This is a genomic window from Arthrobacter sp. Y3221087, assembly GCF_059089905.1.
Window position 1 is genome coordinate 1,150,711 of sequence record NZ_JBNHFE010000001.1, and the last position, 16,227, is coordinate 1,166,937.

General features: G+C 66.5%; 17 protein-coding genes. 9 read left to right on the forward strand and 8 right to left on the reverse strand.

Translation table 11 applies throughout. From position 1 onward, the window contains the following. Nucleotides 1-82 precede the first annotated feature (82 nt). On the reverse strand, nucleotides 83-838 hold the full coding sequence (locus tag AC5RUO_RS05500; protein WP_494008812.1) for an amino acid ABC transporter ATP-binding protein: 756 nt from the start codon (nucleotides 836-838) through the stop codon (nucleotides 83-85). A 103-nt stretch (nucleotides 839-941) separates the two neighbouring features. Here AC5RUO_RS05500 and AC5RUO_RS05505 point away from each other — a divergent pair, with 103 nt between their 5' ends. From AC5RUO_RS05505 to AC5RUO_RS05520, 4 genes are all read left to right on the forward strand, one after another. Next, nucleotides 942-1,724 (forward strand): LOG family protein, encoded by a 783-nt coding sequence (locus AC5RUO_RS05505; protein ID WP_494008811.1) that lies wholly within the window; start codon nucleotides 942-944, stop codon nucleotides 1,722-1,724. Nucleotides 1,725-1,772: 48 nt separating this feature from the next. Further along, entirely contained in the window at nucleotides 1,773-2,189 is a 417-nt protein-coding gene (locus tag AC5RUO_RS05510; RefSeq protein ID WP_494008810.1) for a DivIVA domain-containing protein, read from the forward strand. After that, nucleotides 2,186-3,466, forward strand: coding sequence for a hypothetical protein (locus tag AC5RUO_RS05515; RefSeq protein WP_494008809.1), 1,281 nt, complete (start codon nucleotides 2,186-2,188; stop codon nucleotides 3,464-3,466). Before AC5RUO_RS05510 ends, AC5RUO_RS05515 begins: the two co-directional genes overlap by 4 nt. Before the next feature lie 230 nt (nucleotides 3,467-3,696). Beyond that, entirely contained in the window at nucleotides 3,697-3,864 is a 168-nt protein-coding gene (locus tag AC5RUO_RS05520) for a DUF3117 domain-containing protein (RefSeq protein WP_009357720.1), read from the forward strand. 68 nt (nucleotides 3,865-3,932) lie between these two features. On the opposite strand, the gene AC5RUO_RS05525 is transcribed toward AC5RUO_RS05520, so the two are convergent. Continuing rightward, nucleotides 3,933-4,565: an O-methyltransferase gene (locus AC5RUO_RS05525; protein WP_494008808.1), complete on the reverse strand. Its 633-nt coding sequence runs from the start codon at nucleotides 4,563-4,565 to the stop codon at nucleotides 3,933-3,935. 229 nt (nucleotides 4,566-4,794) lie between these two features. Here AC5RUO_RS05525 and sigE point away from each other — a divergent pair, with 229 nt between their 5' ends. The 3 genes from sigE to AC5RUO_RS05540 all read left to right on the forward strand — a co-directional run bounded on the left by sigE (nucleotide 4,795) and on the right by AC5RUO_RS05540 (nucleotide 6,760). Then, nucleotides 4,795-5,409, forward strand: coding sequence for an RNA polymerase sigma factor SigE (gene sigE / locus AC5RUO_RS05530; protein ID WP_494008807.1), 615 nt, complete (start codon nucleotides 4,795-4,797; stop codon nucleotides 5,407-5,409). Nucleotides 5,410-5,497: 88 nt separating this feature from the next. Next, entirely contained in the window at nucleotides 5,498-6,280 is a 783-nt protein-coding gene (locus AC5RUO_RS05535) for an anti-sigma factor (protein ID WP_494103001.1), read from the forward strand. 69 nt (nucleotides 6,281-6,349) lie between these two features. Then, the gene (locus AC5RUO_RS05540) at nucleotides 6,350-6,760 is read left to right on the forward strand and encodes a twin-arginine translocase TatA/TatE family subunit (RefSeq protein WP_494008805.1); all 411 of its coding nucleotides are present in this window, start codon (nucleotides 6,350-6,352) and stop codon (nucleotides 6,758-6,760) included. A gap of 49 nt (nucleotides 6,761-6,809) precedes the next feature. Here AC5RUO_RS05540 and AC5RUO_RS05545 read toward each other — a convergent pair whose 3' ends face one another. Genes AC5RUO_RS05545 through AC5RUO_RS05555 form a run of 3 tightly spaced genes read right to left on the reverse strand, consistent with a single transcriptional unit; the run spans nucleotide 6,810 to nucleotide 9,908 of the window. After that, nucleotides 6,810-7,952: an Mrp/NBP35 family ATP-binding protein gene (locus AC5RUO_RS05545; protein ID WP_494008804.1), complete on the reverse strand. Its 1,143-nt coding sequence runs from the start codon at nucleotides 7,950-7,952 to the stop codon at nucleotides 6,810-6,812. Beyond that, complete coding sequence (locus AC5RUO_RS05550; protein ID WP_494103002.1) at nucleotides 7,952-8,641, reverse strand: DUF1003 domain-containing protein; 690 nt, start codon at nucleotides 8,639-8,641, stop codon at nucleotides 7,952-7,954. The genes AC5RUO_RS05545 and AC5RUO_RS05550 overlap by 1 nt, the downstream gene beginning before the upstream one ends. Then, nucleotides 8,625-9,908, reverse strand: coding sequence for a magnesium transporter MgtE N-terminal domain-containing protein (locus tag AC5RUO_RS05555; protein ID WP_494008802.1), 1,284 nt, complete (start codon nucleotides 9,906-9,908; stop codon nucleotides 8,625-8,627). Before AC5RUO_RS05555 ends, AC5RUO_RS05550 begins: the two co-directional genes overlap by 17 nt. Before the next feature lie 77 nt (nucleotides 9,909-9,985). Between AC5RUO_RS05555 and AC5RUO_RS05560 the strand changes: the two genes are divergently transcribed. Next, entirely contained in the window at nucleotides 9,986-10,924 is a 939-nt protein-coding gene (locus AC5RUO_RS05560; RefSeq protein ID WP_494103003.1) for a YflT domain-containing protein, read from the forward strand. 88 nt (nucleotides 10,925-11,012) lie between these two features. Here the strand turns inward: AC5RUO_RS05560 and AC5RUO_RS05565 are convergent, their stop codons facing one another. Then, a complete protein-coding gene (locus tag AC5RUO_RS05565) occupies nucleotides 11,013-12,593 on the reverse strand; it encodes an aminopeptidase P family protein (RefSeq protein WP_494103004.1) in 1,581 nt (526 codons plus the stop codon). Nucleotides 12,594-12,673: 80 nt separating this feature from the next. Between AC5RUO_RS05565 and AC5RUO_RS05570 the strand changes: the two genes are divergently transcribed. Then, the gene (locus AC5RUO_RS05570) at nucleotides 12,674-13,522 is read left to right on the forward strand and encodes a PHP domain-containing protein (protein ID WP_494008799.1); all 849 of its coding nucleotides are present in this window, start codon (nucleotides 12,674-12,676) and stop codon (nucleotides 13,520-13,522) included. A gap of 3 nt (nucleotides 13,523-13,525) precedes the next feature. Here the strand turns inward: AC5RUO_RS05570 and AC5RUO_RS05575 are convergent, their stop codons facing one another. Together AC5RUO_RS05575 and AC5RUO_RS05580 are read right to left on the reverse strand one after the other, a co-directional pair. Then, nucleotides 13,526-14,398 carry a DNA-methyltransferase gene (locus AC5RUO_RS05575; RefSeq protein WP_494008798.1) on the reverse strand — a complete coding sequence of 291 codons (873 nt, stop codon included), beginning with the start codon at nucleotides 14,396-14,398 and terminating at the stop codon, nucleotides 13,526-13,528. An 8-nt stretch (nucleotides 14,399-14,406) separates the two neighbouring features. Then, a complete protein-coding gene (locus AC5RUO_RS05580; protein WP_494008797.1) occupies nucleotides 14,407-16,080 on the reverse strand; it encodes a DEAD/DEAH box helicase in 1,674 nt (557 codons plus the stop codon). Nucleotides 16,081-16,227: the final 147 nt, after the last annotated feature.

The window sequence follows — 16,227 nt, forward strand, 5'->3', positions numbered from 1 at the left end:
TTCCTTTCATTGGTGGCCGTGGGTCACGGCCTGGGTGCGAACTTGAGTGTGGTTGTTCGGGTTGTTGAGTGGCGAACGTGTTTCAGTGCGTTAGGAGCTTGGACAGGAAGTCCTTGGCCCGGTCGCTCTTCGGGTTCGTGAAGAACTCCTCCGGGGTGGCGTCCTCGACGATCTGGCCGTCCGCCATGAAGACAACGCGGTCCGCGGCCTTGCGGGCGAAGCCCATCTCGTGGGTGACCACGATCATGGTCATGCCTTCCTTGGCGAGCTGGATCATGACATCCAGGACTTCGTTGATCATCTCGGGGTCCAGTGCCGAGGTGGGCTCGTCGAAGAGCATCACCTTGGGCTTCATGGCCAGGGCACGGGCGATGGCGACGCGCTGCTGCTGGCCGCCGGAGAGCTGGGCCGGCAGCTTGGGCGCCTGGTGCCCGACTCCCACGCGTTCAAGCAGCGCCATGGCGTCCTTGTCCGCGGTGCCCTTGGGAACGCCCTTGACCTTGATGGGGCCGAGGGTGACGTTCTCCAGGATGGTCTTGTGTGCGAAAAGGTTGAACGACTGGAAAACCATTCCGACGTCCGCCCGGAGCTGGGCGAGTTCCTTGCCCTCCTCCGGAAGCACCTTCCCATCGATGCTGATGGTTCCGCTTTCGATGGTTTCGAGGCGGTTGATGGCGCGGCACAGGGTGGATTTACCGGAGCCGGACGGCCCGATGACCACAACAACCTCGCCCTTGCGGACCTGGAGATTAATGTCCTTCAAAACGTGCAGCTGGCCGTAATGCTTATTGACGGCCTGCAGGGAAACGAGGGTATCGCCGGGCACAAGAGTAGTCATAGGAAGAATCTAGCGAACTGCGGGTGGTTATGACGGGAATCACCCCAGGTTCGTGCGGATCGTGATTCAAGAGATACCTGCCACGGGAGGTTAGCCTAGGGGAATGAGTATCAATGCAGATCCGGCCAAGAATTCCCAGCCGCGCCGTAAGGGGCCCCTCGAACTGCGCCGCAAGCAGGCAGCGGTGGAAATGTCGGACCAGCATCTGCTTGATACCAAGGGGCCCGGGCAGTTCGTCCACACGGATCCGTGGCGGGTCCTGAGAATCCAAAGCGAGTTCGTCGAGGGGTTCGGTGCGCTGGCGGACATCGGCAAGGCGGTCAGCGTTTTCGGGTCCGCCCGCACCAAACCGGGCAGCGCCTACTACGAGATGGGCGTCGAGGTCGGCCGGAAGCTGGCGGAGGCCGGCGTCGCCGTCATCACGGGCGGGGGACCCGGGTCCATGGAGGCCGCCAACCGGGGCACGGTTGAAGGCAACGGCGTTTCCGTGGGGCTGGGGATTGAGCTTCCCTTCGAGCAGGGCCTGAACCAGTGGGTGGACCTGGGCATCAACTTCCGGTACTTCTTTGCCCGCAAGACCATGTTCGTCAAGTATGCCCAGGGGTTCATCGTGCTCCCCGGCGGCCTGGGAACCCTTGACGAACTGTTCGAGGCCATGGTGCTGGTGCAGACCCGGAAGGTGACGTCCTTCCCCATCGTGCTGCTCGGCGTCGAATTCTGGGGCCCCATGATCGACTGGATCCGCGGAACCCTGGTGGCCGAAGGAATGGTTTCCGAAAAGGACCTGGACCTGATCCAGCTCGTGGACGATCCCGCCGAAGCCGTGAACCGCGTCCTGCAGGCGGGCATTACGCCGTCCCTGAACGGCGAGCAGCGGCCGGAGTAGCTTTCCAAGCAGTCCAGTACGGCGGGCCCGGTCTGGCACGATGGAACAGTGAGCTTCTTTCTGGTTTTCCTTGCCATTGTGCTGGTGGGGGCTGTTGCCTGGGCCAGCCTGGGGCGCCGTGCCAGGGGTGCCGGCGGCCGGCCGTTGCCGGTGCTGCTGGACGGCGGGTTCGAGCAGCCGCCGGCCAACCTTCCCCCGGTGCTTTTGCCGGCCGGTGCCGCCCCCGAGGATGTGGACCGCGTCCGCTTCTCGCTGGGCCTCCGCGGCTACCGGATGGACCAGGTGGACCAGGTCCTCGACGAACTCCGCGACCAGCTGGCAGCCAGGCAGCAGGAGGTGGAGGAGCTGCGCGCCCGGTTGCAGGCGTATGAGCAGCCTCCCGTCGGCGACGGGGGACTGGACGACGGCGGGTCCGCCGGAGCGCCCGACGGCGGGAAGGCCACTTCCGGGGAGGGCAGCCTGTGAGTACCGTGGCGCGGCGCAGGACGGGCATCGCTTCTTCCGCCCACGCGCTCGCGGGCCGGGCCGGAGCAGCCATGCGCAGCTGGCCCTGGTGGGCCCAGGTGTCTGCCATCTACGTCAGTGCCAGGCTGGCCAGCGCCTGCATCTTCATGGCGGCCGCACTCCACCAGGGGCCCAACCCCTGGTTCGCGGCCAAGCCGGACTACTGGAACTTCATCAACATCTGGGACGCCCGGTGGTATGGCGAGGTGATCGCCAACGGCTATCCGTCGGTCCTTCCCACAGACACCACAGGCGATGTGCAGCAAAATGCCTGGGCTTTCTACCCCCTGTTTCCCGCACTCGCAGGAGGGTTGGGGCGCCTCACGGGACTGAGCCCGGCTGCCTCGCTCACCGTCATTGCCATGCTGGCCGGCTGGGGAGCGGCACTGCTGGTCTACACCCTGTTCCGCCACAGGGCCCCCCACGCGGCTGCGCTGTGGGGTGTTGCCTTCTTCGCCACGTTCCCGGTATCGGCAGTGCTGCAGGTGCCGTACGCGGAGTCGCTGTCCCTGCTGCTCCTGGCGGGCGCCTTGCTGCTGGTGGTGCGCCGGCAGTACCTGTGGGCGGTTCCGGTGGTGGTGCTGCTCTGCCTGTCGCGTCCCGTGGGCGTTCCCTTCGCGCTCATGCTTGGGCTGGTACTGTGCTTCCGGTTCCTGCAGCGGTTTCCCCTCCCCGGGCGTTTCCGCGGACCGAATTCGCCCGGAAGTGCAGGGGAAGCGCACTCCGCGGGGGACCTGGCGGCGCTGGCTGTCCTGACGGCCGTTGCAGGAGTGGCGGCCCTGGCCTGGCCGGCAACGGCGTGGGCCGCGACCGGCGACTTCGGGGCCTACACCAAGACCGAAACGGCCTGGCGGGGACACGACCTGGTGCCGTTCAAGCCGTGGTTCGATACCGGCGTCGACCTTTTCGGTCCTGTGCTGGGGCTCCTGGCGCCGTTTGTTTTCGTTGCCCTGTTCGGGCTGATGCTGTTCCTTCCGCCCGTGGTGCGCCTCGGCGTCGAACTCCGGCTGTGGTGCGCCTGCTACATGGGCTACCTTCTGGCATTCCTGCATCCCCAAACCAGTACCTTCCGCATGCTGCTTCCGCTGTTTCCGCTGGCGCTCGGGGCTGTGCTGCTGTCCAGGTCAAGGGCCTACCGGGGCACGGTGGTCACCATGTTCCTGCTGCTCCAGATCGTGTGGATCGTCTGGCTGTGGGCCTGGGCGCCATTGCCGGGCGGCGGCGACTACCCGCCCTAGTTCCGGAAACTCCCTGCAGGTCAGGACGGGAATATAGGCATGCCGAAAATGTCCATCGATTAGCTACGTGCGGGTAATTCCGCGATAATGATAAGTAAGCAAGGACAAAAAGCATTCAGAATACGCGCAGCCTTGGCGGTAAAAGCAACCCGCCATAGCGGCTTGATCGACATGCGGACACAGCCCGCCCGGGCTGATCAGTCCTGGGACAAATTGGAGGGGAATTCCTCATGGCGGCGATGAAACCACGCACCGGCGACGGCCCAATGGAAGTCACCAAGGAGGGCCGCAGCCTGATCATGCGCGTCCCGCTCGAAGGCGGCGGGCGCCTTGTGGTCGAACTGAACGCTGCCGAAGCGGCAAACCTCAAGGAATGCCTGGTAGGCGTTACCGAATAATCGTGCCGGACAGGGTCCGCAGCTCCGGGCTGCGGACCCTGTCCTTTCCTTTGGGTCTGCCCCGGACGCTATTTCTTGACGGCCACCAGCAGGCCGTCTCCGGTGGGAAGCATTGCCGAGGCCAGCCGTTCGTCATCGCGGATGGCCTTGCCCACCTGCCGGAGGACCACCGTGGTTGCCTCACGTCCGGCCGGATTCGCCACTTTGTCCTTGTCCAGCGCATCGTTGATGATCAGCAGTCCGGACCGCTTCAGGAGCCGGATGGCCTGCTCCACGTATCCGGGCAGGCCCGGCTTGTCCGCGTCAATGAACACCAGGTCGTAGGCCGCGTCCGTCAGCCGCGGCAGCACGTCACCGGCGCGGCCCGAAATGGTCCGGGTGCGGTTGGCGGGGCTGCCGGCCTCAGTGAAAGCCTCACGGGCAGCCTTGAGGTGTTCGACGTCGACGTCGATGGTGGTAAGGACTGCCTGCGGCCCCAGCCCGCGAAGGAGGCATACGCCGGACACCCCTGCGCCGGTGCCGATTTCGACGGCGGTCTGCGCCTTGGAGGCGGCAGCGAGGACGGTGAGGACAGCACCGACTCCCGGCCCGATGGCAGTGACCCCCAGTTCGAAGGAGCGCTCCCGTGCCCGAAGCATGACCTCATCCTCAGCGGGCAGATCTTCTGCATAGGACCAGCTGATGGACTTGTCGGCGCTCATGAATATTCGCTTTCTGGGCGGAAGGGGGGAATGTCTCCTACAGCCTACTGTGTCCCGGCGAAACGGCAGTGGAACCGGGCTGTTGCGCCCACGGCTGAAATGTCCGGCAGTCAGGAAATTCCCAGCCAAGTTTGAAATGATTATTATCCGCTCATCCAAAAGGTGATCGGCGCCGAATCAGTGATGTCAACAGTATCCGGGCGTTAGCATTCCACGAGGGGAGTGGACGATGTCATCTTCAGTTGTGGCACCTGTCCCTGCAACAAACAATCCCGACACCGAGTGGGTCCGTCCCACCTGGGAAGAGGTAGTCACCAACCACTCGGCCAAAGTGTACCGGCTTGCCTACCGCCTGACCGGCAACAAGTTCGACGCCGAAGACCTCACCCAGGAGGTGTTCGTCCGTGTGTTCCGGTCGCTGGACAACTTCAAGCCTGGAACACTCGACGGCTGGCTGCACCGCATCACCACCAACCTGTTCCTCGACCAGGCGCGGCGCAAGACCCGCATCCGGTTCGATGCGCTGGCCGAGGACGCGGAGTCGCGCCTGCCGGGGCGAGAGCCGGGACCGGAGCAGAGCTTTGAGCTGAACAACCTGGACCTGGACGTCCAGGCCGCGCTGGAAGAACTGCCGCCGGACTTCCGGGCCGCCGTGGTCCTGTGCGACCTGGAGGGGCTCTCTTACGACGAGGTGGCGGAGGCGCTCGGCGTGAAGCTCGGAACCGTCCGGTCCCGCATCCACCGCGGCCGCACCATGCTGCGGGAAAAGCTTGCCCACCGGGACCCGCGTCCGCAGCAGACGCGGCGCAAGCTTTCCATGCCGCGCATAGCGGGCATCCTCTGATCGGCGCATGAGGTCCCGTTTCCCCCTCGGCGGCAGGCACCAGAGAACCCCCGGCCATCTTTCGGAGTGCCAGGAGTGTGCCTCGGCCATGCGCCGCGAACGCCAGTACCTGGAGCGGCTGCGCCAGGCACCCATCCCCCCGGCCAGCGAGGACCTGACGGCGCGCCTGCTGGCCCGCACATCGGTGCTGGCTGCAGAGCCACTGCCTGCCGCCGCGCACGTTCCTCCGCCCCGGACGGCAGTCCGGATGCTGGCCGTGACGGCCGGAAGCACCGTCGCCGCCGCCGGCGTCCTCGCCGTGGGCGCCTTTGCTGCCGCCGGTGACCCTGAAACCGCAGCAGGGGCAGCTACCTCGGCGGCGCTTTCCCAGGTCTCCTCGCAGACCCCCGCGGATGGCCGTACGCTCACGGAGGAACAGCTCGGCAGGTTGCGCACCGAAGGCTGGGCCTGCCCGGAACTGGAGGCAATGGGTTTCCAGCTCGAATCGGCCAGGGCCGTGGTCGTCGACGGCCAGCCCGCTGTGTCACTTCGACTCACCGACGGATCGCACTACGCCACCGTCACCGAGCAGCACGCTACCGGCACGCAGGGCCAGGCTGTATCCGCCCAGCTGGACAGCCCGCTGCAGCTGGGCGGGACCTCCCCGTGGACGGCCACCTACAGGACACCCGCCCGCACCTTCACATACGAGTCCAACCTTCCGGCAGACCAGGCGGACGACGCCGTGCCGATCCTGCAGCGGTTGGCCAGCCAGTCCACTGCCGGGGTGGCCGCCGCGGCCCACGGCCCGGACGGGTCCGGGCCGGAGGAGCCCCTGGGCGCCCGGATGCAGCGCGGGATCAACAACATCGTGGCCCTCTTTACCCGGTGACACAGGCATGGCCCGTACCCGCGGGACGGAAATCGTCACCGGCAGCCCGGAGAGGGTAATCTTCCTAAAGTGTTTGGAATCAACGGCCCGGAGTTTTTTCTTCTGCTGCTCATCGGCATCCTGGTGATCGGCCCCCAAAGGCTGCCCGAATACACCCAGAAACTGGCGAACCTGGTAAAGGAAGTCCGCCGCATGGCGTCCGGCGCCCGCGAGCAGATCAAGGAAGAAGTGGGCATCGACATCGACGATGTCGACTGGAAGAAGTACGATCCCCGCCAGTACGATCCCCGGCGCATCATCAAGGAAGCGCTGCTCGAGGACGATTCCAAACCCGTCAGCCCAGGAGCACCCGCCGCAGTGGCCGCTGTCTCCGGGGCGGCCGCCGTTGCGGCCGTGGATGGGGCTCTGGCACGGCCGCAGCGAGTGGTGCAGTCCCTCCCCGCAGGCGAAGCTGCGCCGTACGATACCGAAGCCACCTAGGAATCCACCCGCGCGCTGCCCCTGCCAGGGCCAGGGACCGTCGAGCCGGTCAGCGCGGCTGAAGCCCCAGTTTCATGCCTGCCAGGCCTCGCGGCACCGATGCCAGCCGGCTCGCGATCCCTGACAGTGCAGCAGCCGCAGGAGTTCCGGGCTGGCCGATAACGATCGGAACACCGGTGTCGCCGCCTTCACGGAGCTGGATGTCCAGGGGAATCTGTCCGAGCAGCGGCACCTCCGCACCCACGGTGGCCGTCAGCCTTTCGGTGAGGACCGCGCCGCCGCCGCTTCCGAACAATTCCATCCGGCCGCCGTCGGGCATCTCCAGGTAGGACATGTTTTCGATGACGCCCGCCACCTTTTGGCCCGTCTGGGTGGCGATGGCGCCGGCGCGTTCCGCGACGTCCGCTGCAGCGGCCTGGGGAGTGGTGACCACCAGGATCTCGGCCTTGGGCAGCAGCTGGGCCACCGAAATGGCGATGTCCCCGGTGCCCGGCGGAAGGTCGAGGAACAGCGCATCCAGGTCGCCGAAGTAGACGTCCGTGAGGAACTGCTCCAGGGCGCGGTGCAGCATGGGCCCGCGCCAGGCCACGGGCTGGTTGCCGGTGACGAACATGCCGATGGAGATCACCTTCACGCCGTAGGCGACTGGCGGCAGGATCAGGTCGTCCACGCGCGTGGGCGCCTGGCTGATTCCCATCAGTGCAGGAACGGAAAAGCCGTAGACATCCGCGTCCACGATGCCCACCCGCAGGCCCTGCGCGGCCATGGCACAGGCAAGGTTCACAGTGACCGAGGACTTCCCCACACCGCCTTTTCCGCTTGCCACGGCGAAGACCTTGGTGAGGGACTCGGGCTGGTTGAAAGGGATGCCACGCTGACCGCCGGCGCCGCGGAGCTTTTCCTTCAGTGCGTCCCGCTGCGCCTGGTCCATGACTTTCAGGTCCACGTCGACGGCGGTGACACCCGCTACAGCACCCAGCGCCTTTTCGGAGTCGGCGGTGATGGTATCCCTGAGGGGGCAGCCGGCAATCGTGAGCAGGACGGTCAGGCTGACCCGGCCGTCGTCGGAGACCTTCACTGAGTCCACCATTCCCAGTTCCGTGATGGGACGCCTCAACTCGGGGTCGATGACGGTGGAAAGCGCAGCCGTGACTGCTTCGGCCAACCCGGGGCTGGCGGTACGTTCATTCATTAACGGTCCTGGTTGGAGTGGCCGGGTTTGATCCTGGGGATCTGCTGCGTCCTGGGATTGCGCTGCCGGTCGCGCTGCTCCCGCAGCTTGTCCTTCGGGGACTCGTGGCTGCCTGGGCCCGTCTGGTCGTGGCTGCGCAGTTCTTCCTGCGCGTCCAGGATGTCTTCGAGCAGCGACCGCAGCTCGGCCCGGACGTAGTCGCGGGTGGCCACCTCACGCAGTGCGATCCGCAGCGACGCCAGTTCCCGGGTGAGGTACTCGGTGTCGGACAGGTTGCGTTCGGCACGCTGGCGGTCCTGCTGCAGGGAGACCCGGTCCCGGTCGTCCTGCCGGTTCTGGGCCAGCAGCAGCAGCGGCGCCGCGTACGACGCCTGCAGCGACAGCATCAGGGTCAGCAGGGTGAACCCGAGGTCCTTGGAATCGAACTGCCACTCCAGGGGCGCCCACGTGTTCCAGGCAAGCCAGACGACGACGAACACCGTCATGTACACCAGGAACTGCGGCGTTCCCATGAAACGGGCGAAACCTTCGGTGGCATGACCGAAGGCGTCCGGATCCGGGGAGAACTTGGGCAGGATCCGCTGGCGCCCACTCAGCGGCGTATCCAGGCTGCCGCCCTTTGCCGCACCCCGGCCGGGGACCCTCTGGTTGGGGTTCTTTGGAGCGCTGTTGTCAGCCAATGCGTCCACCGAGCTTTCTTATCGGGGCTTCGCCATCATGGGCGCGCCAATCATCCGGCAACAGATGATCAAGGACGTCATCAACAGTCACCGCCCCCACAAGGCGGCCGGTGTGATTGACCACCGGGAGGGAGTTCAGGTTGTAGGTTGCGAGGGTCCGGGCCACCTCGCTGATATGTGCCTGGTCGGACAAAGGCTCCAGGTTCTTGTCCACCAGGTTTCCCAGGGGCTCGTACGGGGGAAAGCGAAGCAGCTGCTGGATATGCACCACGCCCAGGAAACGTCCGGTGGGGGTTTCCAGCGGCGGCCGGGAAATGAAGATGGAGGAGGCCAGGGCTGGAGACAATTCCTCCCGGCGGACGTGGGCCAGCGCCTCTGCCACGGTGGCCTCCGGTGGCAGGATGACGGGCACCGGCGTCATCAGGCCGCCTGCGGTGTCCTCGTCGTATTCCAGCAGGCGCCGGACGTCCTCGGCGCCCTCCGGCTCCATCAGCTGCAGGAGCTCCTCCGCCTGCGCGGAGGGAAGCTCGCCTAGAAGGTCGGCGGCGTCATCCGGGTCCATCTCTTCCAGCACATCGGCCGCGCGCTGGACGTCCAGGGCGGAGAGGATCTCCACCTGGTCGTCTTCCGGCAGTTCCTGCAGGACGTCGGCCAGGCGCTCGTCCTGGAGCTCGCTGGCCACCTCGAAGCGGCGTTTGTCGCTCATTTCCTGCAGGGCCTCGGCGAAGTCCGCGGGCTTGAGGTCCTCGTGGTTTGCCACGAACTGGGTGGCGGCCTGCGGCTCCGTGCGCGGGCCCTGCAGCGCGTCTGCCCAGTCAATGATCAGGGTCTCGTTGCGGCGCAGCCGGCTGAGGGGGGACAGCGAATGTCCACGCCGGACGAACAGTTTGCTGACGAACCAGTCACCGGAACGGCTCTGGTCCATGGCGATGTCTTCGATGGTGGCATCGCCGCTGCCGTCACGCAGGGTAACGCGGCGGTCGAACATCTCGGCCACCACCAGCGTTTCCGCGCCGCGCTGCTCAAAGCGCCGCAGGTTCACCAGGCCGGTGCAGATGATTTGGCTTTGGTCGATGGAGGTAATGCGCGTCATCGGAACGAACACACGCTTCTTTCCCGGAACCTCCACCACGATGCCCACCACGTGCGGGGCTCCCTGGGTTCCGCGGGACAGCACAACAACATCGCGCAGCCGGCCCAGCCGGTCACCCAGCGGGTCGAAGACGTCGAGTCCAAGCAGGCGCGCAACGAAGACTCGGGTAGGTGTTGTGCTCACTCCTACAGGCTACCGAGTCTGCTCTCTTTTAGCTGAATTCCCAGGCAGCATCCATGGTGATGGGCAAGAATGGGGGTATGGCAAACATTTTTGGTGCTCCCAAGGCAGGTGGCCCCAACGGCATGGACGAAGCCAGGGCCGTTCCCACCGGCGACACCGTCGGCTCCTACACCTCTTACCTGGATGCCCAGAAGGCGGTGGACTACCTCGCCGACCAGCAGTTCCCCGTTCAGATGGTATCCATCGTGGGCAATGAACTGAAGATGGTGGAACGGGTGACAGGGCGCCTGAGCTACCCCCGGGTGGCTCTCTCGGGGGCGCTGAGCGGCATGTGGTTCGGCCTGTTCGTCGGTGTGCTGCTGTCCTTCTTCGCGCCGTCGCCGGGGTACTTCTCCATCCTTACCTCCGTGCTCATGGGCGCCGCGTTCTTCATGCTGTTTGGCATCGTCACCTACGCCATGCAGCGCGGCAAACGGGACTTCACGTCCACCAGCCAGGTGGTTGCCACCAGTTACGACGTCATCGTTTCGCCGGAGGCCGCCCATGAGGCCCGCCGGCTCCTGCAGCAGCTCCCGATGACCCGTTCCGATGCGGCAGCGGGCAGCGGACCGTACACGCAGCGTGACTACTACAACCAGCAGGACCAGCACCACCAGCAGCCGGGGCAGGGGCCTGCGCGCCCGTCCGGCTGGCAGGACCCGTACGGCCAGTCCACGGGGTCTTCCGCGCAGAACGGCGGCTACCCCGGCGGCCAGCAGCAGGGCGGCCAGAATTACGACGGCGGCCCGCGCCAGGAGGAGACGCCCGCCCCTGCGCCTGCGCGTTCGGTCCGTTACCCGGACCTGCCGGATGGCCGGCCCCAGTACGGCGTGCGGCTGCCCCAGGCTCCCGCCGCCGAGCCCGGTACCGCTCCCGTGTCCGGACACCCTGACGAAACAGCCCAGGGTGAGAACCTGCCGGGCACCGAGGGCAGCCAGGGCGTCGAGGGCCCGCAGCGGCCGGCGGATCCGCGCTAGTAGGCCCGTCCCTTTAGCAAGAAGCGGGGCCACCCGGTGAAGGACTGATCCAGTCCCCGCCGGGTGGCCCCGCTTTTGTTGATCGGTACTACTGGCCGCTTTCCGCTTCGCGGTAGATCCCGGCCATCCAGTCCTCCACGTCCTCCGGCTTGCGGGGCAGGGCGGCGCTGAGGTTGACCGGGCCGTCGGCGGTCATCAGGATGTCGTCCTCGATCCGGACACCGATGCCGCGGTACTCCTCCGGGATCGCCAGGTCTTCGGCCTTGAAGTACAGGCCGGGTTCGATAGTGAACACCATGCCTTCGGTGAGGATGCCGTCCAGGTAGAGTTCCCGCTTGGCCTGGGCACAGTCGTGGACGTCCAGACCCAGGTGGTGGCTGGTGCCGTGCGGCATCCAGCGCCGGTGCTGCTGGCCTTCGGGGCTGATGGCCTCTTCCACGCTGACAGGCAGAAGGCCCCACTCGGACAGCCGTTCGGCCAGCACGGTGGTGGCGGCAGTGTGGATGTCGCGGAACTTGGTGCCGGGCCGGGCCGCAGCGAACCCTGCATCCGCGGCGTCCAGCACTGCCTGGTAGACCTTGCGCTGCACGTCGCTGAAAACCCCGCCGGCCGGCAGCGTGCGCGTGATATCCGCTGTGTACAGGGAATCCACCTCCACGCCCGCGTCCAGCAGCAGCAGTTCGCCGGCGTGGACCTTCCCGGTGTTGCGGGTCCAGTGCAGCACGGTGGCATTGTTGCCGGCTGCCGCGATGGTGTCGTAGCCCAGTTCGTTGCCCACCTCGCGTGCCCGGGCGAAGAAGGCTCCCTCCACCACCCGTTCACCCCGGGCATGGGTAAGGGCGCGGGGCAGTGACTTCACCACTTCCTCGAAACCTTCAACGGTGGCTGCCACCGCAGTCTTCATCTGTTCGATCTCCCACTCGTCCTTGAGCAGGCGCAGCTCGGAGAGGGCCTCACTGAGCTTTTCGTCCAGGGCGTCGAACACGCCCAGGTCCAGGTTTTCCGGATCCCTGGCGGTGTTGTACCGGGCGGTGTCCACAAGCGCGTCAATATCTTCATCCACTTTGCGAACCAGCCGGATGGAGATGCCGCCGATTTCCGGGGCGCCAACATCCTTGGTGACGGCCGTCTCCAGCTGGTCGATATGGGCCGTCGCCAGGCCCAGGCGTGCCTCAAACTCGGCCAGCGTGGGCCGGGCGCCGATCCAAAATTCCCCGGACCGCGCGTCGGCATAGAACTGCTCTGTGTCGCGGCCGGCCAACGGACGGAAGTAGAGCGTGGCACTGTGGTGCCCGCCGTCGTCGCCCTTTCCCTCCTCAACTGGCTCAAGGATCAGGACGGCGTCCGGCTCGTGGTCCAGGCCCAGGCCCGTCAGGTGGGCGAAACCGGAATACGGGCGGAACCGGTAGTCGCAGTCGTTAGAGCGGACCTTCAACGGGCCCGCGGGGATCACCAGGCGTTCGCCCTTGAACTTGGCGGAAATGGCCTTGCGGCGGGTCGCGGCATAAGCAGCAACAGCATCACGGTCCGGCAGCTCCTCGCTGGCCGGTGCCCAGTTGCTGGCCATGAAGGCCTTGAAGGCGTCGGAACTGGGCCGCTGCGAGCGGTTGTTGACACGCTCTTCCAGCGGCTGGGAAGCAGAGTTCAGGGTGTTATCGGCATCGTTCACGGGACCATCGTCTCACCAGCTCCGCGGCGATGCGAACGGGCTTCCGCCGGGGGCGGCGCCGGGTCTACTAGTCTGGACAGGTGAGGATTGACCTGCATGCCCACTCCAATGTTTCCGACGGCACGGAGAAACCCGCCGACGTGGTGGCCTCCGCCGCGCGCGCCGGGCTGGACGTGGTGGCACTGACTGACCACGACTCCACAGACGGATGGGAGGAAGCATCCGCGGCGGCTGTTGAGCATGGCGTGGCCCTGGTGCCCGGGATGGAAGTGTCCTGCCGGACCGCTGAAGGCATCAGCGTTCACCTCCTGAGCTACCTGCACGACCCCGCACACGCCGGCCTGCTGGAGGAAATCACCAAGGCCAAGGACGCCCGCCTCACGCGTGCCGAGCGGATGGTCACGCTCCTCGCCGAGGACTATCCGCTCACCTGGGACGACGTCATCCACCATGTGGCGCCTGGCGCCACCCTCGGCCGTCCCCACATCGCCGACGCCCTCGTGGCCGCCGGTGTGGTGGAGGACCGCTCCGAGGCCTTCGCCACCATCCTCACCTCGCGGTCGCGCTACTTCATCCAGCACTACGCGCCCGACCCCGCCACCGCCGTCGAACTCGTCCGCGCCGCCGGCGGCGTCCCGGTGTTTGCCCATCCGGTGGCGACCGCTCGCGGCAGGACCGTGGGGGAACGCACCTACCTGGAGATGATCGACGCCGGCCTGGCAGGCCTGGAGATCGACCACCGGGACAACGCGGAGGAAGGGCGGGCCTTCCTCCGGCGGCTGGCGGCGAAGCACGACCTGCTGGTGACCGGTTCCTCCGACTACCACGGCACCGGCAAACCCAACCTGTTGGGCGAGAACCTCACGTCCCCGGAAGCCCTGGCCAGGATCGAGGAACTGGGTACGGGGACCGCCGTCGTCCGTTCCTGACGCTTAGCGGGGCTGCCGGCTGACGAGCGTGGCGTGCGCGCCCAGCCGTTTGGCCATGATGTCCACCGCGGGCTGGTTCTGGTCCACGCAGACGAACTTGCGGCCCAGCTTGGCCGCCACCGCGCCCAGGGTTCCGGAGCCGGCGAAGAAGTCCAGGCACCAGTCGCCGGGACGGCTTGAAGCGGCGACGACGCGGCGGACCAGGCCCTCCGGCTTCTGCGTGGGGTATCCGGTTTTTTCCTTGCCAGTGGGGGAGACGATGGTGTGCCACCAGACGTCCGTGGGCAGCTTGCCCAGTTCCCGTTTGGCGGGGGTGACCAGGCCGGGAGCCATGTACGGTTCCCTGTCCACCTCGGCACTGTCGAAGTGGTACTTGGCGGGGTTCTTGACGTAGACAAGGATGTTGTCGTGCTTGGTGGGCCAGCGGTTTTTGGCGCGGGCGCCGTAGTCATAAGCCCAGATGATCTCGTTCAGGAAGCATTCCCGGCCGAAGATGGCATCCAGCATCACCTTGGCGTAGTGGACCTCGCGGTAGTCGAGGTGCAGGTACAGCGTTCCGTCCTCCGCCAACAGCCGCCACGCCTCCACGAGCCGCGGCTCCAGGAAGGACCAGTAGTCGCTGAACGCGTCGTCGTAACGGTGCAAAGCACCCTTGATGGTGTCGTAGGAGCGGCCCTTGAAGCCCACGCGGTCGCCGCCGCCCTCGGCGTTGGCCACCATCCTGGTTTCCTGCCGCCGTTGTGGCCTGCCGGTGTTGAAGGGCGGATCCACATAAATCAGTGTGAAGGCGCCGTCCGGCAGCGTGGGGAGGTACTCCGCGTTGTCCGCGTGCACCACCAGGCTGCCGCCGTCCGGCGCCCAAACAGTGTCAGTCATCGGGGCAGTTAGCCCTCGGTGCCAGGCTGTGCGCCCTTGTCAGTGCCGGCAACCACTTCGCCGTTGCGGCGGCGGGTGCGGGTACGGGTGCGGCGGGCACGCGTGGGCTGCTCGCCGTCGTTCTGTCCAGCTTCGCCGGCGGGCGCGGAGGCTGCCGCCGGGCCTGACGTACGACGCCGGCGCTCACCGGAGCGGCCGGCGGGCTCGCCGCCACGGCCATCTTCGCGGCTGCCGGAATCCTGGCGTCCGCGCCCGGCACGGTCACGGCCGTCCCCGCGGCCGCCGCCGCGGCTGTTCTTCTTCCCGGTTTCGCCCAGGTCCTCCAGGACCTCGGCGTCCACACCGGCAAGGGTGCGCTTGTCGCGCGGGAGCCGGCCCTTGGTGCCTTCGGGAATGTCCAGATCGGTGTAAAGGTGGGGCGAGGACGAGTACGTCTCCACCGGCTCGGGCACGCTCAGCCCCAGGGCCTTGTTGATCAGTCCCCAGCGCGGCATGTCGTCCCAGTCCACGAAGGTGACCGCGGTACCTTTGTTGCCGGCGCGGCCGGTGCGGCCCACCCGGTGCAGGTAGATCTTTTCGTCTTCGACGCACTGGTAATTGATGACGTGGGTGACGTCTTCGACGTCGATGCCGCGGGCCGCGACGTCGGTGGCCACCAGGACATCCACCTTGTTGTTGCGGAAGGCGCGCAGTGCCTGTTCGCGGGCGCCCTGGCCCAGGTCGCCGTGGATGGCGGCGGCGGCGAAGCCGCGGTCCACCAGTTCCTCTGCCACCTTGGCGGCGGTGCGCTTGGTCTTGGTGAAGATGATGGTGCGTCCGCGGCCTCTGGCCTGCAGAATGCGGGCCACCACTTCGGTCTTGTCCATGCTGTGAGCGCGGTAGATCAGCTGGCGGATATCGCGCTTGGTCAGCCCCTCGTCGTCGGGATCGGCGGCGCGGATGTGGGTGGGCTGTGTCATGTATCGCCGGGCCATGGCGATGACCGGGCCGGGCATGGTGGCGGAGAACAGCAGCGTCTGCCGGACGGCCGGGGTGGCGGCGATGAGGGTCTCGACATCGGGCAGGAACCCGAGGTCCAGCATCTCGTCGGCCTCGTCCAGGACCACGATCTTGACGTTCTTCAAGCTCAGGTGCTTCTGCTTGTACAGGTCGATCAGGCGCCCGGGGGTGCCCACCACAACCTCCACGCCCTGCTTCAGCGCTTCCACCTGCGGCTCGTAGGCACGGCCGCCGTAGATAGTGGCGATGCGGGCGTTGCGCTTGCGGGATGCGGTCTGCAGGTCGTTGGCCACCTGGACTGCCAGTTCGCGGGTGGGGACAATCACCAGTGCCTGCGGTGCACCCGGGACCGCCAGCTTGGCGTAGCCGGGGTCGTCCTGGCCGATGACGCGCTGCAGGGCGGGGATGCCGAAACCGAGGGTCTTGCCGGTGCCGGTCTTGGCTTGGCCAATGATGTCGTGCCCGGACAGTGCCACCGGCAGGGTCATGGCCTGGATGGGGAAGGGGTGGGTGATCCCGGCGTCGGCCAGCGATTCGACGATGTCCTCACGGACGTTGTAGTCGGAGAAGGACTTCTCCGCGATTTCGTGCGGCTTCTCGTCCGAGATGATGGTCTCTTCCGGCTCAATCACCTCGGTGCCGGTCTCGTCCGTCAGAAGCTGGTGGGTATGCAATTCACTCACAGGGAGTTTCCTTATTCATTTGGGCATTGGCGCTGCCTGCTCGACGGGCCGGCCGCAAGGCCGGTCCGGAGCACGCTCGGGCGCACAAGCATTTCCAGTGGAAGCCGATCGCGGGCTATCTAATGCTGGCACTGGTGACCAGCGGGC